This window comes from Pseudoalteromonas sp. SR45-4 (assembly GCF_014163535.1).
GTDB lineage: Bacteria > Pseudomonadota > Gammaproteobacteria > Enterobacterales > Alteromonadaceae > Pseudoalteromonas > Pseudoalteromonas nigrifaciens.
Map to the genome: position 1 here is coordinate 36,146 of NZ_JACJDO010000009.1, position 25,111 is coordinate 61,256.

24 protein-coding genes and 1 riboswitch are annotated in these 25,111 nt (G+C 40.8%); of the genes, 7 read left to right on the forward strand and 17 right to left on the reverse strand.

The genetic code is table 11. From position 1 onward, the window contains the following. Positions 1–2: 2 nt before the first annotated feature. Positions 3–743, forward strand: a complete 741-nt coding sequence (locus tag H5058_RS06050; RefSeq protein ID WP_179807383.1) for a phosphoadenylyl-sulfate reductase — start codon at positions 3–5, stop codon at positions 741–743. A 136-nt stretch (positions 744–879) separates the two neighbouring features. Next, on the forward strand, positions 880–1,383 hold the full coding sequence (locus H5058_RS06055; RefSeq protein WP_011326876.1) for a DUF4124 domain-containing protein: 504 nt from the start codon (positions 880–882) through the stop codon (positions 1,381–1,383). Between the two features lie 14 nt (positions 1,384–1,397). Here H5058_RS06055 and H5058_RS06060 read toward each other — a convergent pair whose 3' ends face one another. The 9 genes from H5058_RS06060 to glnA all read right to left on the reverse strand — a co-directional run bounded on the left by H5058_RS06060 (position 1,398) and on the right by glnA (position 10,822). Beyond that, positions 1,398–1,649 (reverse strand): hypothetical protein, encoded by a 252-nt coding sequence (locus H5058_RS06060; protein ID WP_011326877.1) that lies wholly within the window; start codon positions 1,647–1,649, stop codon positions 1,398–1,400. 141 nt (positions 1,650–1,790) lie between these two features. Further along, positions 1,791–4,535 (reverse strand): aconitate hydratase AcnA, encoded by a 2,745-nt coding sequence (gene acnA, locus H5058_RS06065; RefSeq protein WP_011326878.1) that lies wholly within the window; start codon positions 4,533–4,535, stop codon positions 1,791–1,793. A 186-nt stretch (positions 4,536–4,721) separates the two neighbouring features. Then, positions 4,722–5,156: a hypothetical protein gene (locus tag H5058_RS06070; RefSeq protein WP_011326879.1), complete on the reverse strand. Its 435-nt coding sequence runs from the start codon at positions 5,154–5,156 to the stop codon at positions 4,722–4,724. Between the two features lie 107 nt (positions 5,157–5,263). Continuing rightward, positions 5,264–5,647: an RNA-binding S4 domain-containing protein gene (locus tag H5058_RS06075; protein ID WP_182677314.1), complete on the reverse strand. Its 384-nt coding sequence runs from the start codon at positions 5,645–5,647 to the stop codon at positions 5,264–5,266. Positions 5,648–5,726: 79 nt separating this feature from the next. Further along, on the reverse strand, positions 5,727–6,185 hold the full coding sequence (locus tag H5058_RS06080) for a Crp/Fnr family transcriptional regulator (protein ID WP_011326881.1): 459 nt from the start codon (positions 6,183–6,185) through the stop codon (positions 5,727–5,729). A 29-nt stretch (positions 6,186–6,214) separates the two neighbouring features. Further along, the gene (gene ntrC / locus H5058_RS06085) at positions 6,215–7,600 is read right to left on the reverse strand and encodes a nitrogen regulation protein NR(I) (protein WP_011326882.1); all 1,386 of its coding nucleotides are present in this window, start codon (positions 7,598–7,600) and stop codon (positions 6,215–6,217) included. 15 nt (positions 7,601–7,615) lie between these two features. After that, positions 7,616–8,686 carry a nitrogen regulation protein NR(II) gene (glnL, locus tag H5058_RS06090; RefSeq protein ID WP_011326883.1) on the reverse strand — a complete coding sequence of 357 codons (1,071 nt, stop codon included), beginning with the start codon at positions 8,684–8,686 and terminating at the stop codon, positions 7,616–7,618. Positions 8,687–8,778: 92 nt separating this feature from the next. Continuing rightward, positions 8,779–9,300, reverse strand: coding sequence for a DUF4124 domain-containing protein (locus H5058_RS06095; RefSeq protein ID WP_089368922.1), 522 nt, complete (start codon positions 9,298–9,300; stop codon positions 8,779–8,781). 115 nt (positions 9,301–9,415) lie between these two features. After that, positions 9,416–10,822: a glutamate--ammonia ligase gene (gene glnA / locus H5058_RS06100; protein ID WP_011326885.1), complete on the reverse strand. Its 1,407-nt coding sequence runs from the start codon at positions 10,820–10,822 to the stop codon at positions 9,416–9,418. A 509-nt stretch (positions 10,823–11,331) separates the two neighbouring features. Here glnA and typA point away from each other — a divergent pair. Further along, the gene (gene typA, locus H5058_RS06105) at positions 11,332–13,155 is read left to right on the forward strand and encodes a translational GTPase TypA (protein ID WP_179807385.1); all 1,824 of its coding nucleotides are present in this window, start codon (positions 11,332–11,334) and stop codon (positions 13,153–13,155) included. Positions 13,156–13,488: 333 nt separating this feature from the next. Here typA and H5058_RS06110 read toward each other — a convergent pair whose 3' ends face one another. Both H5058_RS06110 and H5058_RS06115 read right to left on the reverse strand, forming a co-directional pair. After that, positions 13,489–14,568 (reverse strand): MBL fold metallo-hydrolase, encoded by a 1,080-nt coding sequence (locus tag H5058_RS06110; RefSeq protein WP_011326887.1) that lies wholly within the window; start codon positions 14,566–14,568, stop codon positions 13,489–13,491. Between the two features lie 92 nt (positions 14,569–14,660). Then, on the reverse strand, positions 14,661–15,317 hold the full coding sequence (locus H5058_RS06115; protein ID WP_086993793.1) for a DUF2959 domain-containing protein: 657 nt from the start codon (positions 15,315–15,317) through the stop codon (positions 14,661–14,663). 87 nt (positions 15,318–15,404) lie between these two features. On the opposite strand from H5058_RS06115, the gene H5058_RS06120 reads away from it, so the two are divergent. Both H5058_RS06120 and dtd read left to right on the forward strand, forming a co-directional pair. After that, entirely contained in the window at positions 15,405–16,307 is a 903-nt protein-coding gene (locus tag H5058_RS06120) for a virulence factor BrkB family protein (protein WP_179807398.1), read from the forward strand. Position 16,308: 1 nt separating this feature from the next. After that, a complete protein-coding gene (gene dtd / locus H5058_RS06125; RefSeq protein WP_058372331.1) occupies positions 16,309–16,746 on the forward strand; it encodes a D-aminoacyl-tRNA deacylase in 438 nt (145 codons plus the stop codon). Here dtd and H5058_RS06130 read toward each other — a convergent pair. Beyond that, positions 16,730–17,458 carry a fused MFS/spermidine synthase gene (locus H5058_RS06130; protein ID WP_179807386.1) on the reverse strand — a complete coding sequence of 243 codons (729 nt, stop codon included), beginning with the start codon at positions 17,456–17,458 and terminating at the stop codon, positions 16,730–16,732. The two genes, dtd and H5058_RS06130, sit on opposite strands and share 17 nt — an antisense overlap. Positions 17,459–17,620: 162 nt before the next feature. Here H5058_RS06130 and H5058_RS06135 point away from each other — a divergent pair, with 162 nt between their 5' ends. Further along, on the forward strand, positions 17,621–18,514 hold the full coding sequence (locus H5058_RS06135) for a bifunctional GNAT family N-acetyltransferase/hotdog fold thioesterase (RefSeq protein ID WP_011326892.1): 894 nt from the start codon (positions 17,621–17,623) through the stop codon (positions 18,512–18,514). Between the two features lie 88 nt (positions 18,515–18,602). Here the strand turns inward: H5058_RS06135 and H5058_RS06140 are convergent, their stop codons facing one another. The 5 genes from H5058_RS06140 to dapA form a co-directional block, all read right to left on the reverse strand. Then, positions 18,603–19,637, reverse strand: coding sequence for a phospholipase A (locus tag H5058_RS06140; protein ID WP_182677316.1), 1,035 nt, complete (start codon positions 19,635–19,637; stop codon positions 18,603–18,605). A gap of 194 nt (positions 19,638–19,831) precedes the next feature. Further along, positions 19,832–20,950: a succinylglutamate desuccinylase/aspartoacylase family protein gene (locus H5058_RS06145; RefSeq protein WP_182677318.1), complete on the reverse strand. Its 1,119-nt coding sequence runs from the start codon at positions 20,948–20,950 to the stop codon at positions 19,832–19,834. A 63-nt stretch (positions 20,951–21,013) separates the two neighbouring features. Continuing rightward, positions 21,014–22,219, reverse strand: a complete 1,206-nt coding sequence (locus H5058_RS06150) for a PLP-dependent decarboxylase (RefSeq protein ID WP_182677320.1) — start codon at positions 22,217–22,219, stop codon at positions 21,014–21,016. After that, positions 22,219–22,959: a 2,3,4,5-tetrahydropyridine-2,6-dicarboxylate N-succinyltransferase gene (locus tag H5058_RS06155; RefSeq protein WP_182677322.1), complete on the reverse strand. Its 741-nt coding sequence runs from the start codon at positions 22,957–22,959 to the stop codon at positions 22,219–22,221. Before H5058_RS06155 ends, H5058_RS06150 begins: the two co-directional genes overlap by 1 nt. Positions 22,960–22,974: 15 nt before the next feature. After that, positions 22,975–23,859: a 4-hydroxy-tetrahydrodipicolinate synthase gene (gene dapA / locus H5058_RS06160; protein WP_011326898.1), complete on the reverse strand. Its 885-nt coding sequence runs from the start codon at positions 23,857–23,859 to the stop codon at positions 22,975–22,977. Positions 23,860–24,011: 152 nt separating this feature from the next. Beyond that, a riboswitch (Lysine riboswitch) is annotated at positions 24,012–24,209 on the reverse strand. Between the two features lie 203 nt (positions 24,210–24,412). Here dapA and H5058_RS06165 point away from each other — a divergent pair. Further along, a complete protein-coding gene (locus tag H5058_RS06165; RefSeq protein ID WP_011326899.1) occupies positions 24,413–25,111 on the forward strand; it encodes a DNA-3-methyladenine glycosylase I in 699 nt (232 codons plus the stop codon).

Here is a 25,111-nt window from a genome sequence, read left to right on the forward strand (position 1 = left end):
CCATGAGTGAATTTAAAAACATTTTACAGTTAGATAAACAAAGCCAAACTAGCATGCTAGCAGACGCCAATGGCATACTGAAAAACATGAGCGCCGAGCAGCGCGTGCAATGGGCACTTGAAAACTTACCTGAGACACATTTTTTATCATCGAGTTTTGGTATTCAAGCGGCCGTAATGTTGCACTTAATAACATTACAACAGCCAAATATTCCGGTGGTATTAACAGATACAGGTTATTTGTTTCCACAAACGTATCAATTTATTGAGCAAATGACGGCACGTTTATCACTCAATTTAAAAGTGTACAAATCAGAGCTTAGCCCTGCTTGGCAAGAAGCTAAATTTGGCAAGTTATGGGAGCAAGGAGAGGCCGGAATTAAGCAGTACAATCAGCTTAATAAAGTTGAGCCGATGACTCGCGCCTTAAAAGAAATTAATGCTGGTACGTGGTTTAGTGGCCTGCGTCGCGACCAAGCATCAAGCCGTGCTGATAAGCAAGTAATTGAAATTAGCCGTGGTACAGTAAAAGTTTACCCAATTATTGAGTGGACAAACCGCGATGTATATCAGTATTTAACTAAGCATAACTTGCCGTACCATCCTCTTTGGGAAGAAGGCTATGTCTCTATGGGAGACATACATACTACACGTAAGCTAGAGCCCGGTATGACCGAAGAGGAAACTCGCTTTTTTGGTTTAAACCGAGAGTGTGGTTTGCACATTGATGGTGATGGTATTTAATATTATTGATTATCTCGCTCAATATTTAATAAAACGCAGCCTTGGCTGCGTTTTTTACTTACACAAAAGGATTGCCTGATTGATTGCTTTTTATTAAACTTGGCCGAATAAAGGATTAATTTTAAGCAGGAAGGCTATGAAATACTTTACCTATTTAGCAGTGTCAGTAATGATTATTGCTGTTATTTCTCTATTTTATTTAAAAAAGCCAAACGGAGAAACATGGCTTAGTACATCTGTTGTGATCAACGAATCTCAGCAAATTAAAGATAAAATAATCTCGTTTACCAGCAATACGTTTGAGCAAGCCGTTAGTAGCGTGTCGAACACACCCTCAACAACCCGCAGTAAAATATTTAAGTGGCAAGATCGGCAAGGCCAATGGCATTTTTCAGATACGCCTCACCCTAATGGTAAAAGTGTTGAAGTAAAACTAGACCCTAAAGATATTAACGTGGTGGTTGCCCAAGATACGGCTATTTTATCGGGCAGTTCCAAATCCTCAGCAGTAAATAGCACTTCAGCTACACCTACAGTTTATGATCCAGTATCAATTAAAAAGGTGTTTGATGACGCTGAAAAAGCAAAACAAAAATTAGAGCAACGTACTAAACAATTAAATGATTTAAACGGTTTTTAATTATTCATTATTCATTATTTGTGTTTATGGCTATGCGCTTTTAAATAACGCTTTTCTGCTTCCATAAGTAAAATAGTTAAATAAATTTTAGTGGGTAACGATAATAATACGCCAATAGCAATGCAGGCTGCCGCTATAATTATGCCGTTAATACCATGCTGGCGAGTAAAGTAGCTTGATACAATTAACGCATGACCAGTCACAATTAGGCATAACCCAAGTACAATTGATATTTTAAGTAGCCTAATAATTATGATTTGTGACATAGCGCCCTCACTAATAGTCTTACTAGTGTAGGGTGTTTTTAAAGCATTACCTTGATTTATCGCAACTGACGCGCATAAAAAAGCCTAACAAAATTGTTAGGCTATGATTAAATTTTAGGCGTAAGTTTAAGTTGCTATTAGTTAATCGAGCATATTACGAAGTACATACTGTAAAATGCCACCGTGTTTGTAGTAATCCCACTCTTTTGGCGTATCAATACGTACATCGGCACTAAAGCTTACTTTTTTACCTTCACTATTAGTTGCAATAACGCTAACTTCCTTGGTTTTATCAAACAAGCCTTCAATATCAAACTGCTCTTGGCCGGTTAAACCTAGCGACTCATGACTTTCGCCATCTTTAAACTGTAGTGGTAAAACTCCCATACCAATAAGGTTAGAGCGATGAATACGCTCATAGCTTTGTGCTATTACAGCTTTAACACCTAACAGTAGCGAGCCTTTAGCCGCCCAGTCACGAGATGAGCCGGTACCATATTCTTTACCAGCTAAAATAACCAATGGCGTATCGTTCTTTTGATATTCCATGGCGGCATCATAAATACTGGCAAGCTCATCATCAGGTTGCGTGCGGGTAACACCGCCTTCAGTACCAGGTGCAAGGAGGTTTTTAAGTCTAATATTAGCAAATGTACCGCGCATCATTACTTCGTGGTTACCACGACGCGAACCATAAGAGTTAAACTGCGCTTGCCCTACTTTGTTATCTTGTAAATATAACCCTGCTGGTGAGTCTGCTTTAATCGCACCGGCTGGCGAAATATGATCCGTAGTAACCGAGTCACCTAGTTTTGCTAAACAACGTGCGCCGGTAATGGTTGGAATACCCGGAGGCTCAATACTCATACCATCAAAAAAGGGTGCTTTTTTAATATAGGTTGATGCATCATCCCAATCGTAAAGTTTACCATCAGGTATTTGAATTTTTTGCCAACGGCTATCGCCTTCGTATACGTTAGCATAACTTTTTTCGAACATTTCTCTGGTTACCGTTTCCTTAACTAAATCGCTTACTTCTTTAACACTTGGCCAAATGTTTTTAAGGTAAATATCGTTACCGTTAGCATCTTGTGCCAGTGGTTCGTTATATACGTCAATATCGGTTCTGCCCGCAATGGCGTAAGCTACAACAAGCGGAGGAGATGCTAAAAAGTTCATTTTAACATCTTGGTGAATACGCCCTTCAAAGTTACGGTTACCCGATAAAATTGAGCTCACAACCAGTTTGTGCTTTTGAATAGCATCTGAAATTTCAGGAGCCAGCGGGCCTGAGTTACCAATACACGTTGTACAACCATAGCCAACTAAGTTAAAGCCTAGGCTTTCTAAATCGTCCATTAGCCCTGCTTTTTCTAAGTAGTCAGTAACGACCTTAGAGCCAGGAGCAAGTGATGTTTTAACCCAAGGTTTTACATTAATCCCTAATTGCTTGGCTTTTTTAGCAACTAAGCCAGCCGCTAAAATAACACTGGGGTTAGAGGTGTTTGTACAACTAGTGATTGCGGCAATAACACAGGCACCATCTTTTAGTTCGAACTCTTGGCCCTTAAAGTTTACTTTTGCTGCGCCTATAAACGGCGCTTCATTGCTTGATTCGTCAGGATTAGTTACAGGGCCTTCGCTTTCGATACGTGCTTGCTCTGTATCACTGCTGCTAATTTTTGCTAAACGCTCGTCTTGAAACTCTTTTAAATGCTGACTAATTGCTTCGCCAGCTTTATCAAGTGATATTCTATCCTGTGGGCGTTTAGGGCCAGCAAGGCTTGGTACTACGTCATCTAATATCAGTTCAAGTTTATCGGTGTAATTAGCTTCATCGCCATCGTTGCGCCATAAACCTTGATGCTTAGCATAATCTTCAATAAGTTTAAGCTGTTTTTCATCGCGGTTGGTTAAACGCAGGTAGTTAATGGTTTCGTCATCAATCGGGAAAATACCACATGTAGCACCATATTCTGGCGCCATGTTAGCAATTGTTGCTCTATCGGCAAGTGGTAAGTCGGCAAGGCCATCACCATAAAACTCTACAAATTTACCTACTACACCATGGTTACGTAGCATTTCGGTAACGGTAAGTACTAAGTCGGTAGCTGTGGTGCCCTCTGGTAAACGGCCGTTTAATTTAACCCCTACAACCTGAGGTATTAATAAACTAATAGGTTGGCCAAGCATGGCGGCTTCGGCTTCAATGCCGCCTACGCCCCAACCAAGTACGCCTAAGCCGTTAATCATAGTGGTGTGCGAATCGGTACCCACTAAGGTGTCTGGGTACGCGTACTTTTGGCCATTACGTTCATCATTAAAAACAACGCGCGCTAAATACTCTAAATTTACTTGGTGCACAATACCGGTTGCTGGAGGGACAACTTTTAAGTTATCGAAGGCAGTTTGGCCCCAACGTAAAAATTCATAACGCTCTTTATTACGGTCATATTCAAGCTTGGCGTTTAAGTCAAACGCACCCTCGTTACCATAGCCATCTACTTGCACAGAGTGGTCAATAACAAGTTCAGCAGGAGAAAGCGGGTTAATTTTTGCAGGATCGCCGCCTAGTTTTTCCATCGCATCGCGCATTGCCGCTAAATCGACAATGGCAGGTACACCGGTAAAGTCTTGCATCACAACACGGGCAGGCGTAAACGCTACTTCAGCAGAGGGCTTAGCTTGAGGGTCCCAATCTAATAGGGCTTGAATGTCTTGTTCTTTAATGTTTTCGCCGTCTTCGTTACGAAGTAGGTTTTCGAGTAGTATTTTTAAAGAAAAAGGTAAGCGTTTGGCTTTGTCGCCAAGGCCTTTAAGAGAGTGAATATGAAACTGCTCACCATTAACGGTAAGTTGCTGCTGGGTTTTGAAACTATTATTCATTATTTGCCCCTTTTGTTATTAGATAAGTGTTGTGTAGAGTGACCTTTTATAGTTTGTGAATTGCAAAGTGTATACCAAGATAAAAAACAGTGTTTAAAGCGTGATTTTTAAACAGCCATTACAATAGAGATGATGCTGAAAGTTTTTAATTCAAGGGAGCCAGCTAGACTTACCCAAAAGATATTTTTAATTTGCATACAACCAGCCTTGCTGTTTGCCTTTAAAGCTAACGCAAAGTAGCAATATGGCAATTACTACCACAAACAGTGGCATAAATACCGCACTAGATCCCATTATTTCAACGCTGTTAATAACAATAAAATTGTAATACTGTTGGATTAAAATAGCCATTAACGACACGGTAAATACGGGCAGTGCAAATGACTTTTTAGCGAGCAATAAAGCACTGCCAAGCGTGCCGCCAAAGACTGCAATAGCAAATGCAATGGTTGACCAAACGGGAATGTTAGAATATGCAGCTTGCTGATCTATAGGCATTTTGCTAATTACTTCAGGTGTCATCAGCATTTGTAGTGCGAAGGCAATAACGCCGCATAAGTTCCATATAAGCGCTACCCATGCGAGTGGTTTTAACCACTTAGGAGGGGGGTGTGCAAGCATTTAATTACCTTACTTTTTTTATAGTTAGTGAGGTAATTAAAGATCAAAAAAGCCAACTATACAAGCTGGCTGGTTTTATAAATAAAAAATCAAAAAAAGACTATAATTTAACCGAATGAAATAGGGCGACGACCGGTTTTTTCATCTACTTTAGGTTTTTTAGTACGCTTACGTTTATTTTTTGCAGGCTGACTCGCTGGCTGCGGTACTGCTTGGCTTGGCTCAGATTGCGGCGGCTCGGCAGGTCGCTCTACCGGTGTTGCATCTTCGGTTAATGCAAGTTGAAAAAGCTCACCATCAAATTCTAGTATGTCGCCACTGTATAGTTTTTTCCGTTTAATTGTACAAATTTCATGGTTAACACCCACATAACCTTCAGCAATTAAGTTTTTTGCTTGGCCGCCGCCTTCTACTAAATTTAGTACTTTTAATAATTTACACAGCTCAATCGGCTCTTCTTCTAATTCAATTTCTATATATTCTTCGTTCATGTTTGCTCTCGGTGGGGTAACGCATTAACGCTAGTATAAAGTGAAGTCACTATTTTTGCATCAAAGTGCGTATACAAATCTAACCATGGTTTTCTATGTGTTCGCTCAACTTGGCAATACGTAAGCTCATACCTTCAATTATTCTATCTTTAATTTTTTCGCGTATTACATTGGGTAAGCGAGTAAGGGCATCAGAGGTAATAGCAAGCACAATTGCATCCGTTTTAGCACGTGCGCTAATGCTGCGTGCGCGGTTATTAATAAAAGCGCCTTCACCAATAAACTCCCCAGGACGTATAGTACCGAGCTCTAATAAATGGTTGTGCTTAAACACTATTAATGCACCGCTAAGTACTATAAATAAGCGCTTATCGTTGTCGTGCTGTTTAAATAAAAATGAATTTTCGCGCACTAAATATAATAAACCAAACGACTCTAAAAGTATTTGGCGCTCGTTAAGGCTAAATTCTTTAAAAAATCCTAAACGGTTGATAATTTCCATCTGTTTAAATAGCGGAATGTTCTCTATTAACTTCATTAATTACCTAAGAGTTATTACGCGCAAAACTAATTAATGTTGCGCTCTTTTAATTTACGGGTCAATGTATTGCGTCCCCAGCCTATTTTTATAGCGGCTTCTTGTTTGTGGCCTGCGCAATTGGCGAGTGCTGTTTTTATTAAGCGGGTTTCTAGTTGCGCTTGAATATTAGGCCAAATATTTTCCTTACCTTGTTTAAGTTCCTGATTAAGCCATAACTGGAAGGCATCTAACCAATCGCCTTCTTCTTGAGTTAGTGATGCATTAATAATTTCAGGTGGCAAGTCTTGCTCGCTAACAAGCTCGCCAGGAGCCATAACCGTAAGCCAACGGCAGGTGTTTTCTAATTGACGTACGTTACCGGGCCAACTGAACAAGCGTAGCTGCTCAATTGCTTTAAGGCTAAGAATTTTACTTTCTACTTGTAGATCTTTAGCGCTTTTATGTAAAAAGTGCAGTGCTAGACGCTCAATGTCTTCGGTACGCTCTCGAAGGGCTGGTAAGCGCAGGCGCACTACATTTAAGCGATGAAATAAGTCATCCCTAAACTTGCCTTGTTTTACGAGCTCTTCAAGGTTTTGATGGGTTGCAGCAATAATACGCACATCTACTTTTATGCTTTTATGCCCGCCAACACGGTAAAACTCACCATCAGATAATACCCGCAGTAGTCGAGTTTGTACGTCGAGAGGCATATCGCCAATTTCATCTAAAAATAGGGTGCCGCCATTGGCTTGTTCAAAACGGCCTTTTCGCACGCTATCTGCACCAGTAAAAGCCCCTTTTTCATGGCCGAATAATTCTGACTCAACCAGCTCTTTAGGGATTGCGGCCATATTTAGCGCAATAAATTGGTTTTCTTTACGTGGACTATGGTTGTGCAGGGCGCTGGCAACAAGCTCTTTCCCCGTTCCTGACTCACCATTAATAAGTACACTCATGCTTGAGGCTGCAAGCTTACCTATGGCCCTAAACACTTCTTGCATGGCAGGTGCTTCGCCAATTATATGTGCGCTTTTAGGGGGCGTGAGTTTACGTTTAACTTTTTTTGTAGAATTAGCTCTATAGGCGCTTTCAACTAGGGCAATCGCCTCGTTTAAATCAAAAGGTTTGGCTAAATATTCAAAAGCCCCTTTTTGAAAGGCATTTACGGCGGAATCGAGATCTGAATGCGCGGTAATAATAATAACCGGTAAGCCGGGCACTTGCTCTGCTATTAGCTCTAGCAGTGCCATGCCGTCCATACCGGGCATTCTTACATCGGAGATCAGCACACTAGGTTGGCTAAATTTTAATGCATTAAGCACACTTTGTGCTTCAGCAAAGCTTTGTACTGTAAAACCTGCGCGAGTAAGCGCTTTTTCTAATACAAAACGAATTGAGGCATCGTCATCTACAAGCCAAACTGTTTTCATGCATACTCCAAGGCGTTAATCTGCAAAAGGCAGATAAATATTAAATTCGGTGTGACCAGGCCAGCTATCGCACTCAATATAACCATTGTGTTGATCAATTAATGTTTGCGCTATAGAAAGCCCCAATCCAGAGCCGCCATCTTTATTAGTGATCATAGGATAAAACAAAGTATCGCGTACACTAATATCAATCCCTGGGCCATTATCGAGCACTTGAATTAACAAGGCTTTTTTGGGTGCCTTACCGGGCCGGCGGTGCTGATAGTTAATTCGGGTTTTAATTTTTATTTCCCCACCATTAACTAATGCCTGCTGGGCATTACGCACAATATTAAGCACCACTTGCTGCACTTTACTTTGGTCAATATAAACATCGGGAATACTCGGATCGTAATCTTTTACCAAGCGAATATTGTCACTATTATCTAGGGTACTTAATTTGATCACCGACTCTAAGGTTTGATGTATATTGCCATAAGACTTTTGCGGTAATTGGTTAGGCCCAAGCAGTCTATCTACTAATTCACGCAATCGGTCGGCTTGCTCAATAATAAGCTCGGCACATTCATTTCTTTCTTGCTGGTCTACCTCGTATTGCAATAACTGCGCCGCTCCGCGAATTCCCCCTAAAGGGTTTTTAATTTCGTGCGCTAAACCTCGAATTAAATTACGTGCGGCTTGGTATTGGTGCATTTGATTTGATGCTTGATCGAATTTAATTTCATCATCGGTTTGCCGACATTCTAATAAAATATAAAGTGCACCTTGGTATTTTATCTGTTTTGAACTGACTGCTAATTTAGCATGGCGAGAATCAACAAATACCACGTCAGCCCTATGCTGGTGGCAATCTACGCCATCAATTAAAGAGTATTGCGCTATGCGTTTTAAATCGATTGAATGGTAGTTAAATAAATCATCAAAAGACTGCCCTAATAAACGCTTAGTGCCTAAACCAAGTAGTTCACTGGTACTGGTATTGGCATAAATAAGCGTAAAGCTTTCGTTTAAAAGCATCACGGCGGTGGTTTGATTTTGCCATATGGCATTGAGTAGCTCAGGGCTAAAGTGTGTGTTATTAAGCATTGTTGCACCATTTTAGTGCGCCTGTGTTTTCAGGCAAGTAATTTAATGAAATTGCACTGCAATTGCTATTTTTAATGTGAATTAGGTGGGAGTTAATTACCTAAGCTTAAGCCTTTTCTATGCATAAAAAATACACTCAATGGGCTTGTCGCAATGACTTGGTTTTGTTTGTTGTACAGCTTAACTTGCAGAGTGTGCTCACCACGCTCTACATCTCTTAAAGCAAAGGTTGAGGTATCACTTGCTGCGCCATAGGCTTTACCATCAAGAAATAGCTGTATTGTAAAGTCGTTTTCAAAGCGGGGGGTAATGCGAGTAGATACATACACAGAGCCGGTGTTTTCACGAATAGTTTGCTGATGCTCAGGCGATGCAATACCAATACTAAATGCAACCGGCTGCGCTTTAGTTTGATTATTTAATATATCTGTATTTGTTGCAGGCATGGTTAAATCTTGGCTGGTGAGTTTTATCTCTTTGGCGCCAATATGGGGGGTATCTGAAAACACCAGTACGCCATTTTTATCTTTCCATGCGTAAATTTTTTTTTCACCAGCGTAACTACAAACACTTAATAATGAAGTAATTAGTAGTAATAAAATCTTGCTACTCACTCTGCAACCCTGCATTTTTAACATTAACTTTACTTTAGTGGAGAAAGTACTAATTTACCATTAAAAAAGCCCGCAAAGCGGGCTTAAAGGTATATTTTATAACTGTTAACTAAAATTAACAGCTGTAATACATTTCAAACTCAATTGGGTGCGTTGTCATGTTAAGTTTTTCAACTTCTTGACTCTTAAGTTTAATGTAAGCATCAATTAAATCATTAGAGAACACGTCACCTTGATTTAAAAACTCACGGTCAGCATCAAGAGATGCCAGTGCTTCTTCTAATGAAGAGGCAACGGTTGGAATTTCTGCTGCTTCTTCTGCAGGTAGGTCGTATAAATCTTTATCCATTGCATCACCAGGATGGATTTTATTTTTAATTCCATCAAGGCCAGCCATAAGCATGGCAGCAAAAGCAAGATACGGGTTAGCCGTTGCATCAGGGAAGCGTACTTCAATACGACGACCTTTAGCTGATGGTACTACCGGAATACGAATCGATGCAGAACGGTTACGTGCAGAGTATGCAAGCATTACTGGTGCTTCGTAACCTGGTACTAAACGTTTGTACGAGTTAGTAGAGGCATTAGCAAACGCATTAATTGCTTTAGCATGTTTAATAATACCGCCAATGTAATAAAGCGCATCTTCAGAAAGACCGCCGTACTTATCACCTGCAAATAAGTTAACACCGTCTTTAGCTAACGACTGATGACAATGCATACCAGAACCGTTATCGCCAACAATAGGTTTAGGCATAAAAGTGGCTGTTTTGCCGTATAAATGAGCCATGTTATGAATAACATATTTCATTTCTTGAATTTCATCGGCTTTAATCACCATAGTATTAAAGCGCGTAGCAATTTCGTTTTGTCCTGCAGTTGCTACTTCGTGATGATGTGCTTCAACAACTTGTCCCATTTCTTCTAATACTAGACAAGTAGCAGAGCGCCAATCTTGAAAGTCATCAACAGGAGCAACTGGGAAGTAACCGCCTTTAACGCCAGGGCGATGACCTGTATTGCCGTCTGCGTATTCTTTATCTGAGTTCCAAGCAGCTTGCTTAGAATCGATTTTGTACATAGAGCCAGACATGTCTGTTTTATATTTTACGTCATCAAATACGAAGAACTCTGGCTCTGGGCCAAATAAAACCGTATCAGCAATACCCGTAGAGCGCATATATTCTTCAGCACGCTTTGCTACAGAGCGAGGATCGCGCTCGTAACCTTGTAATGTAGAAGGCTCTACTACGTCACAACGTATAATTAATGTGGCTTCTTCAGTGAATGGGTCAAGCTTAGCTGATTCAGCAACAGGCATTAGCACCATGTCTGATTCGTTTATGCCTTTCCAGCCAGCAATTGAAGAACCATCGAACATTTTACCATCTTCAAAAAAGTCTTCATCAATTTGGTGATGAGGAATTGAAATATGCTGCTCTTTACCTTTGGTATCAGTAAAGCGTAAATCAATGAACTTAACGTCATTTTCTTTAATAAAATCTAAAACCGATTGCGACATGTGTCCTCCAACTATAAGGTTTTGTTATTGCTGCTTAAATGCTTTGTGTTTTATAAGCTGATTTTGTGCCACTATTGTAACTTAATGTTTATAAACATAAAAAATACAAAAGTAATAACGGCTGTTTCTAATGCGCACCATTATGGTGCGTAAATGCTTCAATATAGTGCAACAGTTACAGAGTAAAAAGTTGCTCGCTATTTAATCGTGATAGACTAACATAAAGTAAATACAAAAGACTGACCAAAATAGCAATAAAGTCATTAAAGTGGAGGTTTTTATAAAAATATTAAAAATTTTATTTTTATAATTAGTTAATTTAAAACAGTAGGTTAAATAAAAAAACCAGAAAGTTTGCAAATTTATTTTGGATAAACTTTCATCCATTCCATTTATAAGGGATAATATGCGCCCTTTTAAATCCTATGCTGGGACATCTCGTGAAAACGCAGGTGAGTGCGTAAGCCCCTGCAGGATCAATGAGATTCAATTTCTCTGAGTGAATATTAATGAGTATCGAAAAGATAAGAAATATAGCAATTATCGCCCACGTTGACCACGGTAAAACTACACTGGTTGACAAACTGCTTGAGTTTTCAGGCACATTAGAAACACGCGGCGGTAATGAAGAGCGCGTGATGGATTCAAACGATATAGAAAGAGAACGTGGTATTACCATTTTAGCGAAAAACACCGCTATTTCATGGAACGGCTACCACATTAATATCGTAGATACTCCAGGACACGCCGATTTCGGTGGTGAAGTGGAACGCGTACTTTCAATGGCTGACTCAGTATTACTAATTGTTGACGCTCAAGAAGGCCCAATGCCACAAACGCGTTTTGTTACGCAAAAGGCATTTGCGCAAGGTTTAAAGCCAATCGTAGTAATTAACAAAATCGACAAGCCAAGTGCACGTCCTGATTGGGTTATGGATCAAATCTTTGATTTATTCGATAACTTAGGCGCCACTGACGAGCAGTTAGATTTTAAAGTAATCTATGCATCAGCAATCAACGGCTGGGCAACATTAGATTTAGACGAGCCATCTGATAACATGGATGCCATGTTCCAAATGATCGTTGACGAAGTATCACCACCAGATGCAGATCCTGAAGGTGACTTCCAAATGCAGATTTCTCAACTTGATTACAACTCATACGTGGGTGTAATTGGTGTTGGTCGTATCAAGCGTGGTTCTGTTGCTCCAAACCAACAAGTAACTATTATTAGTGCTGATGGTACTAAACGTAACGGTAAAATTGGTACAGTACAAAGCTACTTAGGCCTTGAGCGTATTGAAACAGACCGTGGTTATGCAGGTAACATTGTTACTGTAACCGGTATTGGCGAGCTTAAGATTTCAGATACTGTTTGTTGTCCTACTAACGTTGAAGCATTACCACCACTAAGTGTTGATGAGCCAACAGTAACAATGACATTCTCTGTAAATAACTCACCGTTTTGTGGTAAAGAAGGTAAGTTTGTAACGTCACGTAATATTCGTGAGCGTTTAGACAAAGAGCTAGTACACAACGTAGCACTTCGCGTTGAAGATACTGCTAGCCCAGATAGCTTCCGTGTTTCTGGCCGTGGTGAATTACACCTAGGTATCTTAATCGAAAATATGCGTCGTGAAGGTTACGAGCTTGCTGTATCTCGTCCAGAGGTAATTTTGCGTACTGTTGACGGTGTATTAGAAGAACCGTTTGAAACAGTAACAATTGACTGTCAAGAAGAGCATCAGGGTTCTGTAATGGAGCAAGTTGGCCTACGTAAAGGTGAGCTTACTAACATGTCTCCAGATGGCAAAGGCCGTATGCGTTTAGACTTTATTATCCCAAGCCGTGGCTTAATTGGTTTCCAAACTGATTTCATGACAATTACTTCGGGTTCTGGTCTTATGTACCATACGTTCGATCATTACGGTCCTCATAAAGGCGGTTCAATCGGTGTTCGTAAAAACGGCGTAATCATTGCAAATGCTACAGGTAAAGCACTGACTAACGCATTGTTTAACTTACAAGAGCGCGGCCGTTTATTCATCGGTCACGGTGTTGAAGTTTACGAAGGTATGGTTATCGGTATTCATAACCGTGATAACGACCTTACAGTTAACGCCCTTAAAGGTAAGCAGTTAACTAACGTACGTGCATCTGGTACAGATGAAGCACAAACGCTTTCTCCACCTTTAAACTATTCACTTGAGCAAGCGCTTGAGTTTATTGATGAAGATGAGTTAGTTGAAGTAACGCCACTAAACATTCGTATTCGTAAGCGTCATCTTACAGAAAACGAACGTAAACGTGCGGGTCGTGCGCCTAAGTCATAATCTATTAATTTAGAATAATGATTTTAAAAGCCGCTGTATTGCAAAATACAGCGGCTTTTTTGTGTTTGTGGGTTAGCTAAATAAAAGGTTAAAGAGGGTAGATTAAAGAAATTACAACCACCGCGATAATTGGTGCGCTGTGCACTTGTGCACTGCATTGAGTTTTTTCCTCTAAAAGCGCAGCGCCTCTTAACCTCTTTGTGAATAATTCACTTAAAGATCTTTTGTACGCAGAGTGAGCTTAAAACAGCCGATAAGGCTAAGTACTAGTGTTTGTTGGTAGGGTATTTTTCGTTGGGTTTCGCTGCGCTCAACCCAACCTACGTGCATTAGTTAAAGTTTAATTGTTTCGCCTTCATTTAAAATATACAGCGGTACTGGTGCATTCATTTGTTTATACATATGCAGTAAGCGCGATAGCGCTGAGTGGCTGCTGTGATCGCCCATTTGCCAACTTGAGTTGCCATATCCCCATGGTATCATTACTTTGCAATTAAGCTCTGTGGCCGCATTGAGGGCATCCTCTGGCGTAGTATGAACGTATCGATACCCTTTAGCGTTGGTTTTATGGTAATAAGAGGCAATTGGCATTAGGCATAGGTCTATATCACCGTATTTTTGTTGTATGTCTTTAAAGTGTTTTGAATAGCCAGTATCGCCGGCAAAAAATAAGGTGCTGCCATTTTGTTCAAGCAGCCAGCCATTCCAAGAATCTTTATTATCATCTTCGTAAATATAGGGAATAAGCACCCGATTACTAAAGTGATGTGCAGGCACTGCGTGTATGGTTAAGTCCTCAATGCTGGTTTTTGCATACCACGCCATTTCAGTAATATTAAAGCCACCCGTTGGGAAGTTATCTGCCATGCCTAGCGGGGCTAAATAACGTGGTTGATTACCCAGTTTTTTAATATCTGCTTTATTAAAGTGATCATAATGAATATGCGAATACATAACGGCGTTAATGTTTTCAAGTGTTTGCTTATTTGGCCATGCTCCGGGTTTGCGATAAAACCCACCTGCAAGCTTAAAGCCTAAATCAACCGGTGAATCAAACTGCTCACTAACCGGATCAAATAATACATTTTGCCCATTACGTGTGCTGACCACAAAGCTGGCATGCCCTAACCAACGAACCGTATAACCGGTATTGAGCGGCGGCTTAATTTGCTTACCTTGATACTGGCAGTTGCTGCTGGGTGTTTCGCAAATCAAGTTCGGATGTGGCGGGTAGCAGTTTTGCTCGCAGGTGGTTGGGTAAACCTTTTTGCCTTGATATAAATTATGGTAACGACCTGTTTGGTTGTTAACAGCAATAACTGAGTTTTTATCAGCTATTTTTTGCACCTGGTTAGGTGTACTACACGCTGATAAAAAACAGCTTATAAAGATTATAAGGGTAATGTGTTTCATAATTAAATCCGTTTTAAATAGTGCTAAAGCAGCCATGCAGCCATAAAAAAGCCTGCAATAATGCAGGCAAATTTAAATATAATATCAGCTAATTAACCGGCACTATTCATTTGTTCAATAAATTTATTTGAGTCGGCAATCGATTTGTTCATGTCGTTCATAAGCAATTGTATATCGCGTTTAAGGTTAGTGAACTCGCCTTTAATAGCCGATACCGCTTGTGCGTTTAAGTTATGCTTTAAGTATAAAACGTTATCATGAAGCGATGTTAATACCGGCTCCATTTTGCTCTCTGCGCTGCGCATTGAGCGTAATAGCTGATCAAATTGACGCTTAGTCGCGGCTAGCTTTTTACTGCTTTCACGTTTAAGTGATGCGCTTTTATATTGCTCAAGCTCATCGCTCCACTCATCAAATAAGGCTTCTGCTACGTCTTCTACTTTATTGATGTTAGTTGACACTTCGTTAGCGGCATTTAAGCTCGACTCATAGTCATCGTTTAACTGATTGTAAGTGTCTTGCAGTTCGCCACCATTAAAATCAATAAGTGTAGTTAAGCGCTCAAGCGCTGACTTAAACTCTTCTTGAGACTCTTGTTGCGAGTCTTTGGTTTCTTCTACGCGGTCAATAAGAATATCGCGTTTGTGTACGCCTACCTTTTCCATGGCCGAGTAATAAGCCGACTGGCAACCCGATAATGTTAGTGCAAGTGCAAGTACGGTAACACTCAGTAATGTTTGTTTTTTCATTTGGTTTCCTATTTACGTGTGTTAATGCTGTAAATTATGGTGCTGATTGTTATTATGGTCAAAATTATATTAGCACAAGTCAATGTTATGAACGATAAGCTCTCTTATTATAAACAGCAAGTTGGATCTTTTTTACGGCAGCAACCCGGCTGGTGGATGCAATATATTAACCGCTGTATTGATGACCAAATAACCGTTAACGCGGGCTATTTAGCTTATGTAACTTTGCTGTCTTTGGTGCCATTAATTGCCGTAGGTGTGGCGATATTTTCGGCTTTTCCGGGGTTTGAATCAACTCGATTAGCAATTGAAAGCTTTTTATTTACTAACTTTGTGCCTACTTCGTCAGATGTTATTAAAGAGCATATTAGCTCGTTTGCGGGCAATGCAAATCAAATGACCGCAGTGGGCATTGGCTTTTTAGCTGCTATTGCCTTGTTACTTATTCGTAATGTTGATGCCACGCTTAACCGTATTTGGCGAATTAAGAAAAAGCGTCCAATGATGATTTCGTTTGCCGTTTATTGGATGGTACTTAGTTTAGGGCCCGTATTTTTAGGCGGCAGCATTGCAGTTACTTCGTATATTGTATCGTTGGTGTCGTTTGCTGATCAGGGGATTCCGGGGTTTAGTGGCTTTTTATTAAAGTTATTACCGTACGGCATTTCTATGGTGGGTTTTATTATGCTCTACACCTTGGTGCCCAACACTCGAGTGTCGTTTAAAGCGGCGATACCTGGGGCACTATTTGCTGCCATGTTGTTTGAGTTAACTAAAAAAGGTTTTGCGCTTTATATTAGCCACTTTCCATCTTATGAAGTTATTTATGGTGCAGTTGCTACCATTCCTATTTTGTTTGTGTGGATATATTTGTCGTGGATAGTGGTGTTGCTGGGCGCTGAGCTTACGGCGTGTATTAGCCCTGAAAATGTAGAAGACACGCCCGAAATAGAGCTAGACGAGCAAGAAAACACAAAGGATACGCTGTAAAATGCAAGGTTTAATACAACGTGTAAAACATGCCAAAGTAGAAATTAATAACCAAGTAGTTGGCGAAATTGGTCAAGGAATTTTAGTGTTGTTGGGTGTTGAAAAACAAGATGACGAGCAAGCGGCCGATAAGTTGCTGCATAAGATTAGTAATTACCGCATTTTTACTGACGAAAACGACAAAATGAACTTAAGTCTAAAAGATATTGCTGGTGAGCTATTAGTGGTATCGCAGTTTACTTTGGCGGCAAATACTAAAAAGGGCATGCGACCTAGTTTTTCATCGGCGGCAACCCCAAGCCAAGCTAATGAGTTATACGAGTACTTTGTAGCGCAAGCCAAGGCGCTTAATTTAACGGTTGCTACCGGTGAGTTTGGTGCCGATATGCAAGTGAGCTTGTGTAACGATGGGCCAGTGACCTTTAATTTAGCTGTTTAGTGATCACCACAATATGATTTATATAGCCTGCTACCTTTTGCGGGCTAACTTTATAACCAAATACATTAAGTAATACTTGCTGTAACTGTTTTAATTGCGACTCATGTTGCGATAAAAAATTAATAAATAGCGTGCCGTTGTTGTTAAGGGCTGCGTGTATTTTTTGATAAAAAGCGGGGGCGAATAAAAATCGTGGCGCGTCTATTTGGCTAAATAAATCTAAAATAATCCAATCTATGTTGCGGGCGCGCCCCAGTACTTGCTGAGCATCCTCACAAAGTAACCGCTGTGTATTATTACTAGGCACTTGCTGCGTAGTAAAAAACTTTTTATAACAACTAATTATATCTGCATTTATTTCAGCTGAGGTGATTTTTGCGTGTGGATATTGGTGCAGCAAATAATTACGAATTGCGCCGCCGCCAAGCCCCAGCTCGAGTACTTTTTTAGGGGCGCTTAAAGTGTGCCAATGCTGTGCTAAGCACTGTAAGTGTGGAAGTAATAAATTGCTTGGTTGCTGCTGCGTTACCACAGATTGCAGAGTGTCATTTATTAGCAGCCAACGCAGTTGCTGATGTTGGCGTACTTGAATGTGATCGCCCCCATATTTATGCCAATAAAGTAACTGGCCAATACTGTGGCTATTTTCAATAAAATAGCTATTAATTAGGCCATTTACAGGGTTTATGTATTCGCTCATGTTACCCAGCATAAACTAGCCGAAGCAAAGCGCAATGGCTTTTGTCATTAATTTTTTACACTTTGTATTTGCCATCACCAAAGTCGTATTGGCAGTTTTTTTTAGATGGAGTATGGTATTTGCCATAATTAAGTGACGCTGTATTTTATTTACGGCTTAACAGCAGGAGTATGTATGTTTCAGGTAAGTACACCGCAAAGTAGTGAAGATTGGCAAGCCTATTATCAATTACGTTGGGAAATTTTACGTGCCCCTTGGGGTGAGCCACGTGGTTCTGAACAGGATGATTTAGAACAAGATGCCGAGCATCGCTTTATTAAAAATAAAGCGGGTAAAGTATTAGGGGTGGCGCGGCTGCACTTTAATAACCAGCAACAAGCTCAAGTTCGCTATATGGCTGTAGCTGAAGAAAGTCGTAATCAGCATATTGGTAGTCGTTTATTACATGACCTAGAAAAAATAGCATGGTCACAAGACGCTGCAGAGTTGGTGTTATTTGCACGCGAGCGCGCACTCGAATTTTATAAGCGCCATGGTTATGAAACGCAAGAAAAAGCGCATTTGGCGTACGGCGATGTACAGCACTATAAAATGGTAAAACAAAAGCCATCAGAGCCTGGCTGGTTTCGCCACCCTAACTGGACTCAAGTGCTGCAAAATACCTGGCGTGAGTCAATTCCAATTAGTGATGCAATGGGCATTAAAGTAGAGAGCTATACCGACTGGCAATTTACGACTAGCGCAGATTTAGATGCTAATTTAAACCTGCATAACACTATGTTTGCTGGTTCTATTTATAGCTTAGCAACCCTTACGGGGTGGGGCGCAACCTACTTAGCACTAAAAGAAGCAGGGCTTGAAGGAAATATTGTATTAGCCGATGCCAATATTAAATATTTAAAACCGCTTAGCAGTGATCCACGCGGCTGTGTTGATATACAAAGCTGTAAGGGTAAGCTCAGCGAGTTAGAAACTGAAGGTAAAGCCAGCTATTTAGTACCTGTTATTATTTATGATGGTGATAAGGTAGTGGCTGAATTTGAAGGGCAGTTTGTAGTAAAAAAATAAGCTGTTAGCACTTTATAGTTAAATTAAAGCACGAAAAAAGCCAAGCGATGCTTGGCTTTTTAATTTGTTTAATTTAATCGCTAATTAATTAAAGTAAATCGGTAAGTAGTATACCTACGCCAATTCTTTCTATATCAGCGTTATAATCAATTAAGCTTTCGCCATAGCCATTAAAGTACTGTGCATAACCACGCACTCGGCCCCAAAGCGGAAATGACCAATCGAGCTGTAATGCACCGCGATTGTCTGAATTTAAGTTGTTACGGGTCATAAAGCTAAATTCATGTTCATTAAGGCGATACGCACCGCTAAACTCAAAGTAACCCATGTATTTGTAAATGTCAGGGTTGTCGTCGCCTCTTGGGTCTAAAGGTGTTTCTTTCTCGCTTTCTGAAATACGATACCAAGGCTTAAAGTTAAACACAAAGCCATTTTTTTCCCAAATAAAGTTAGCGTAAATACGGTTCCATGAACGCGAATTTGGCTGGCTATTACCGTTAGACTGATGCGAAATACCCAAAACAACAGCCATTTCATCGCCCCAAGGAACGTGTTCTGGATCTAAATAGTTAACCCAAAAAATTTCTGGCTCGTAGTTGGTCTCACGAAATGGTGATGAGCTTTCTTTGTTATAAAGCTGCCAATATGACTGTAGTGTAAAGGCAAAAAATATAGCTTGGTCTTCATCAGAAAAGTCATTGAATAGAGGCACCTTAATTGAAAGCTGATATTTGGCTTCTAAGTTATCGAGTGGCTCGTCATTTTTTTCGCCAGTTAGCTCGTCGAATGTTTCAAACGAGCTATTGTTCGGATGCGATACATACGAAATAGGTAAAATGTAGTTACGTTTATGTGGCGTAATCACATTACGGTTTTTTTGGCTTACCGCTTCACGTGCTTTGCGCTTATCGATGGCTGTAAGCTGCTTATCCTCTTCAAGAGCAGAGCATTTTTTACGAAGCTGGTCGAGTGTTTGTTTGCCGTCCCCACCAATCACTTCATTTAAAATACATTGTTTTACCAGCTCAATATTACTATTTTGCTCATTGCTTTTAGATTTTTCTTCAGCAAAAACAGTAGTACTAACTAATGTTGAAAGTATGATCAAGTATCGCCAGCTCATTGTAATTCCTTTGTGAGTGTGGAGGGTTTAATAGATTAACGTAATTATAACCTCTTTTTACATATGCAGCGGTGAACTTTTACTGAATTTACGTATATTTTGTATAATTAGATAAAAATAAAAGCGGCCTAAGCCGCTTTTATAATGCAAATTAACTATAGTTAACTTACTCTCACGCAATGAGAAGGGAGAGCTTAAAGCTCAAATACGTTAGTAAAAAATTTATACAGTTCAGTGCCTTGATTAACACTCGCCGAGGCAAAGTGCAGTATGGCAATGGCATCACACTCAAGAATAAGTGTTTGTAGTGGCTGTTCACTTAAATAACGTTCCATGCGCAGTATTTTAGCAATTGGCTCACCCGCTTTAATATGCCCGCCTAGGGGGGCAATATACTCAACCATTCCGCCCATGGGCGCGTAATAAGCAAAGTAATCGTTTAAATGACACGCGTAGCGAGTAATGTTAGCCGGCGTGTGGGGTGCATTTTCAAATACAGCTTTATAATTTAAGTAACTTAAAATACTGTTTGCATCGTTTAGTGCTTCGCTCAAGTCTATTTTTTCTTGGCTGCCTAGCTCTACAGTAAAAGCTTCTACAGGTATGCTGAGCTCGCGGCCTTGTTTGCTCAGTGCTTCGCTTAAATGCCACCAGGGGCAAAAGTTTGCTTCATCCATCGCACCATCAAAGTCACTTGGAATAAGCAGTACGTGCTCAATATTAAAATACCGAGCGCTATTAGTTGCATAGGTTGGGCAGTACAAGTGCTTGCTTGAAATAGGACCTGTGTGTAAATCCAGTACTATATCGGCTTGGTGAGCGAGCTTTTGTAAGTTAAGCGCAATGCGTTTACCTGTATTGAGTAAATAAGCAGGGCCATTGAGTTTGCTGTCAACTTCGTCAATAAGAGCCTGTTTAAACGTGCTTTTTAATGTGGCATCGTCGTATTGCGTATGGTTTTGTGTAAACTGAGTGACTAAATCAGTATTATAATGATACATCCGATTCCAATTAGTGCCGGTGATAGGGTCGAACCGACCTAAGGTAAACTCCCCCGACTTTTGATTACAACCAATAGGGTTGGCATAAGGCACTAAAGTAATATCACCTTTAAGATTAAGGTGCTTTAATTGTTCAAGTAGTTGAAAAATTACCGCATTACCTTGTACTTCAGCCCCGTGCATGTTGGCCTGAATATACACACTTGGCCCCGTGCCATCGCCTTTTAAACGATACACAGGAATAGTAAGTGGTAGGCCATTGGCAACTTCACCAACGACGATGTTTTCTTGACTAATTGGTGAGGCGATCATGAGTATCTCAACATTTTAATTTTATCTCGGGTACTTTATTTTAGGTACATTATCTTAGGTACATTATCTCAAGTAATAACTGGCATCTTCGGCTGCACGTAGGCAGCTAAGTTTGTTTTGTTCTAAAACATATTCGCCTGCAAGTTCGTGGCATAAAAAGTACGGCATACTTTCACTAAAACCATAGGCACCACATTGACTAAACACCAACCAGTCGTGTTCATTTAGATCGCTTGGTAATGCGTGCTCGCCCAAGCAATCGAGTGCGGTACAAAGTGGCCCATATAAGCTCATAGCTTGGGTTGGTGTGTTTGAATTTCGTAGTAATGCTGCTGGAAAGTCTTGACTAGTGACGGCTGGGCGCAATAAGTGGTTTATGCCGCCACTTAAAATAACTTGTTGTTGGCCATAGTTTTGTTTGCGCTCTACTACTGGGGTTGCGTAATGTCCGCATTCACCCACGGCATAGCGGCCAAGCTCCATCCATAACTCTTCAACGCCCGCCTGTTTTTTAATTTTAGCGAGGGCTGTTATTAAGTCATCCCAATTAAGCGTTATGTCGTTTTGCGTATACGGAATACCTAAGCCGCCACCTAAATCTAAAATTTTAAGGTTTATATTTAAATCGCGGGCAAGTTGGCTAAGTGGTGCAATCATTTGTGACCACAACTCACTGAGTTTTTGCGTGCTGAGCATATTTCCCCATTGAAAAATATGCAGGCCATCAAAGCTAAGTGCGTCATAGTCGGTAATATTAAGTGCCTGCCACTCTGTACAACCGAGTCCAAATGGCGTGAGGCTATCGCCACCTAGTGGATTTTTTTCGCCCTCGGGCCAACGTAACTGTACGCGCAGTAATACCTGTAGTTGACAGTTTTGTAGCTTGGCTTGCTCATTGAGCCAGCGAACTTGATTAAGACTTTCGGCAACAAAAGTACGTACGCCGCGCTCAATAAAGTGTTTAATTTGTTTTGGGCTTTTAGCTGGCCCGGTGTTGAGCACGCGATCGCTACTAACGCCTTGAGCAAGTACTTGCTCAAGCTCGCCTTTACTGGCTACGTCAAAATTAAACCCGGCGTTATCTAAGCATTGAATAATTTTAGACAGCGGATTCGCTTTAACCGCATACCAAAGTTTTACCTCGGTTTGTGCGACCAATTGTGCCAAGTGACTATTTAGCGTATCTAGGTCGTAAACAAAAAATGGGCTATCGAGTTGGCTTGATAATTCATTAATTGCCGTTTTAACGCCCGTGCTCAAAAAGCTCATTAACGTAAAACCTCTTCAAGTAGTAATGATGCATCACTTTGCTCATCGCGGTACTTAACAATTAACGCGCACGACATGCTTAAACCTTGTGCACGCGCCCATTCGTTTGAAGCAGGGCGAGAGCCTGGTATTACAATAGCGTACTCAGGAATTGGCTCGCCTTTGTCAAGTTGGCGCTCGTTTACACAGTCGTAAACCGGAATTGTGGCCGATAAACGCACACCAGGGGCAAGTACTGCGCCTTTTTTAATTACTACGCCTTCAACAATTACGCAGCCTGCGCCAATAAATGCATCATCTTCAACTACCACTGGGCTGGCACCAATTGGCTCTAACACACCGCCAAGTTGCACGGCTGCGCTAAGGTGGACATTTTTACCTACTTGCGCGCACGAGCCAACTAAAGCGTGACTATCTACCATAGTGCCTTCGTCAATGTATGCGCCAATATTTACATACGCTGGTGGCATAATAATAGTGCCTTTAGCTACATAAGCACCACGGCGAACGTTTGAGCCACCCGGGACCATACGTACGCCATCGGTGGCACTAAACTGTTGTGGCGCTAAGTTATGTTTATCAACAAAGCCACCGACAAATTCGGTGTTTGTACCATTTTTAAAGGCTTCTAAAATACCCTGTTTTACTGCAACGTTAGCCTGCCATTGGCCGCTTTCGTTTTGTGATGCTGCGCGTACTGCGCCCGACTCTAAATTATTTAATAGTTCTAACCAGCTCATTATAAAAACCTATGTTTAATGCCAAGATAAAATGGTGTTGTTTGCTTGTTCAATGCACGTTGTTTGCGTTAATTCGAGGTGAGTTAACGGTGGGCGTAAATACGAACTCGTTAATCGCCCTTGTAAATGCATGAGTACTTTAACGGGAATGGGGTTTGCTACAGTGAACAAGCTACTGATTGCGCTTGACCACTGAGTAAATAAATTGGGGTATTGGCCACTTAGGCTACGCTGTACGAATTCGTGAGTTTGTAGCGGCCAAGCATTAGCTGCTACCGATACCAGCCCTTTAGCGCCGGCTTGGGCAAAGTAGGGCATAAGCGCATCGTCGCCGCTAAAAATAGCTAAGTTAGGAGCCGCTTGACGGTAAGCTTCAAATTGCGCAATGTTGCCACTGGCTTCTTTAAGTGCCCATAGGTTTTTATGTTGTTGTAGGTTTTGAATGGTTGCCACTGGAATATCGACAGCGCTTCGCCCTGGTACGTTATAAAGCATACAAGGGTGTTTACTTATATTTAAAAGGCTTTCAAACCAATGGGTTTGCCCAATTACACCGGGCTTTGCATAAAGCGGCGAGCCAAGTAAAAAGCTATGAATAGGCAAGTGGTTACAGTATTCAACCCAGGCTAATTGCTGTTTGAGGTTCATACCACCTACAGCCACCATTAAGGGTACATTAGGCGATAATTGGCACACGTGTTCAACAATGGCTTGTTGCTCTTTAAGTGTTAAGGCTAAGCCTTCGCCTGTGCTGCCTAGTAATAAAATAGCATTATTGGCAGCGGCTTGCTCAGCAACCAAAGTGGTTAAGGTGCCATAGTCGATTGTACCGTTTTGATTAAACGGAGTAACGAGCGCCGTCCAGACTGAGTAGTCATCTAAATTAAAGTTTTTGATCATCTCTCGCGAACTTATAGAATGTTCGGTGAGTTAAGAAGCTATATAGGAAAGAGCCGCATTAACATCGTTCGAACAAATACCCACGTGTAGGGTATGTTATAATTCGAAGAGCGAATGGGCTTAAATAATAGGGCGCACGGCCTTATTATACTAAGACCAGAAGCTCTCCACCAAACTAATAAGCTACGTTTAAATAGCTATTGGTGACAGTCGCTAGGATTCAACCTAGTCGCCCGAAACAACAATGACACAAATATTGTTGTTTCTCGGCGTTGATTCCCCTTACGTATGCTCAATGGAGTTTGTGCTCCTAACATACGCTACCTGAATAACGCACCTCTTCCAGCCCTTTATATTTGTACTGCTAGCAATACAAATATAATTAAATAGGGTAAGTGCAATGATTAAATCATTTTAGCCATCTGGGTGTCAAGCAGCTAAGTGCAGATAGTGTCATCGATTTTGGTAACGGTTACGTATAAGGACAATTTCCCTTAAACTAGGGGGTAATCGCGGCGCGAAATTTGTAACTGCAAAATAAGGTTTCAAGCAGATGGAAAAATTTAATGATATTTATCAGCGAGCAGTAGAGCGAAAAGGCTCAACACAAATGCTACAGCAACTACTCGCTAAACCTGCATCTAAGCGACAATTAGTAGCTTTAAGTGATGATGATTGGCTGGAAGAGTTTACGCGCAAGGTTTTTCAAAGTGGCTTTTACTGGTCGGTTATTAACAGCAAGTGGGCAGGCTTTAGAGAGGTTTTTTGGCAGTTTAGCGTTGAAAAATTATTAATGATGCCACCCGATATGTTGGAGCAAAAAGCCAGCGACGAGCGTATTGTTCGCAATTATAAAAAAGTAAAAACGATCCCCGAAAATGCGTTCATGATCCATGAGGTTACCCAGCAACATGGTAGCTTTAGTCAGTTTATTGCAGACTGGCCAAGTGAAGATATTATTGGTTTGTGGGCGTACTTAAAAAAACACGGTGCACGCTTGGGTGGAAATACCGGCCCTTATACTTTGCGTGCATTGGGTAAAGATACCTTTTTATTATCGCGGGATGTTGAGAGTTATTTGCGCGCGCACAAAATTATTGATGGTGGCTTACAAACTAAAAAGTCGTTAACTGCAGCGCAAGCGTTCTTTAATGAATTACAGCAACAAAGCGGTTTGAGCATGCAAGAGCTAAGCTTAATTATAGCCTACAGTGTAGGCGATAATCGTGTAGGTATAAGCCAACAACAGTAG

Bases quoted from the DNA above. Each gene is read 5' to 3' on its own strand.
- H5058_RS06055 (WP_011326876.1), top strand. From the start codon at position 880: ATGAAATACTTTACCTATTTAGCAGTGTCAGTAATGATTATTGCTGTT.
- H5058_RS06075 (WP_182677314.1), bottom strand. From the start codon at position 5,647: ATGAACGAAGAATATATAGAAATTGAATTAGAAGAAGAGCCGATTGAG.
- H5058_RS06120 (WP_179807398.1), top strand. From the start codon at position 15,405: ATGAACGATAAGCTCTCTTATTATAAACAGCAAGTTGGATCTTTTTTA.
- glnA (WP_011326885.1), bottom strand. From the start codon at position 10,822: ATGTCGCAATCGGTTTTAGATTTTATTAAAGAAAATGACGTTAAGTTC.
- H5058_RS06165 (WP_011326899.1), top strand. From the start codon at position 24,413: ATGGAAAAATTTAATGATATTTATCAGCGAGCAGTAGAGCGAAAAGGC.
- H5058_RS06130 (WP_179807386.1), bottom strand. From the start codon at position 17,458: ATGCTGGGTAACATGAGCGAATACATAAACCCTGTAAATGGCCTAATT.
- acnA (WP_011326878.1), bottom strand. From the start codon at position 4,535: ATGAATAATAGTTTCAAAACCCAGCAGCAACTTACCGTTAATGGTGAG.
- H5058_RS06155 (WP_182677322.1), bottom strand. From the start codon at position 22,959: ATGAGCTGGTTAGAACTATTAAATAATTTAGAGTCGGGCGCAGTACGC.
- glnL (WP_011326883.1), bottom strand. From the start codon at position 8,686: ATGCTTAATAACACACACTTTAGCCCTGAGCTACTCAATGCCATATGG.
- dtd (WP_058372331.1), top strand. From the start codon at position 16,309: ATGCAAGGTTTAATACAACGTGTAAAACATGCCAAAGTAGAAATTAAT.
- dapA (WP_011326898.1), bottom strand. From the start codon at position 23,859: ATGATCAAAAACTTTAATTTAGATGACTACTCAGTCTGGACGGCGCTC.
- H5058_RS06145 (WP_182677318.1), bottom strand. From the start codon at position 20,950: ATGATCGCCTCACCAATTAGTCAAGAAAACATCGTCGTTGGTGAAGTT.
- H5058_RS06080 (WP_011326881.1), bottom strand. From the start codon at position 6,185: ATGAAGTTAATAGAGAACATTCCGCTATTTAAACAGATGGAAATTATC.
- H5058_RS06140 (WP_182677316.1), bottom strand. From the start codon at position 19,637: ATGAGCTGGCGATACTTGATCATACTTTCAACATTAGTTAGTACTACT.
- H5058_RS06150 (WP_182677320.1), bottom strand. From the start codon at position 22,219: ATGAGCTTTTTGAGCACGGGCGTTAAAACGGCAATTAATGAATTATCA.
- typA (WP_179807385.1), top strand. From the start codon at position 11,332: ATGAGTATCGAAAAGATAAGAAATATAGCAATTATCGCCCACGTTGAC.
- H5058_RS06060 (WP_011326877.1), bottom strand. From the start codon at position 1,649: ATGTCACAAATCATAATTATTAGGCTACTTAAAATATCAATTGTACTT.
- H5058_RS06050 (WP_179807383.1), top strand. From the start codon at position 3: ATGAGTGAATTTAAAAACATTTTACAGTTAGATAAACAAAGCCAAACT.
- H5058_RS06115 (WP_086993793.1), bottom strand. From the start codon at position 15,317: ATGAAAAAACAAACATTACTGAGTGTTACCGTACTTGCACTTGCACTA.
- H5058_RS06135 (WP_011326892.1), top strand. From the start codon at position 17,621: ATGTTTCAGGTAAGTACACCGCAAAGTAGTGAAGATTGGCAAGCCTAT.
- ntrC (WP_011326882.1), bottom strand. From the start codon at position 7,600: ATGAAAACAGTTTGGCTTGTAGATGACGATGCCTCAATTCGTTTTGTA.
- H5058_RS06110 (WP_011326887.1), bottom strand. From the start codon at position 14,568: ATGAAACACATTACCCTTATAATCTTTATAAGCTGTTTTTTATCAGCG.
- H5058_RS06070 (WP_011326879.1), bottom strand. From the start codon at position 5,156: ATGCTTGCACACCCCCCTCCTAAGTGGTTAAAACCACTCGCATGGGTA.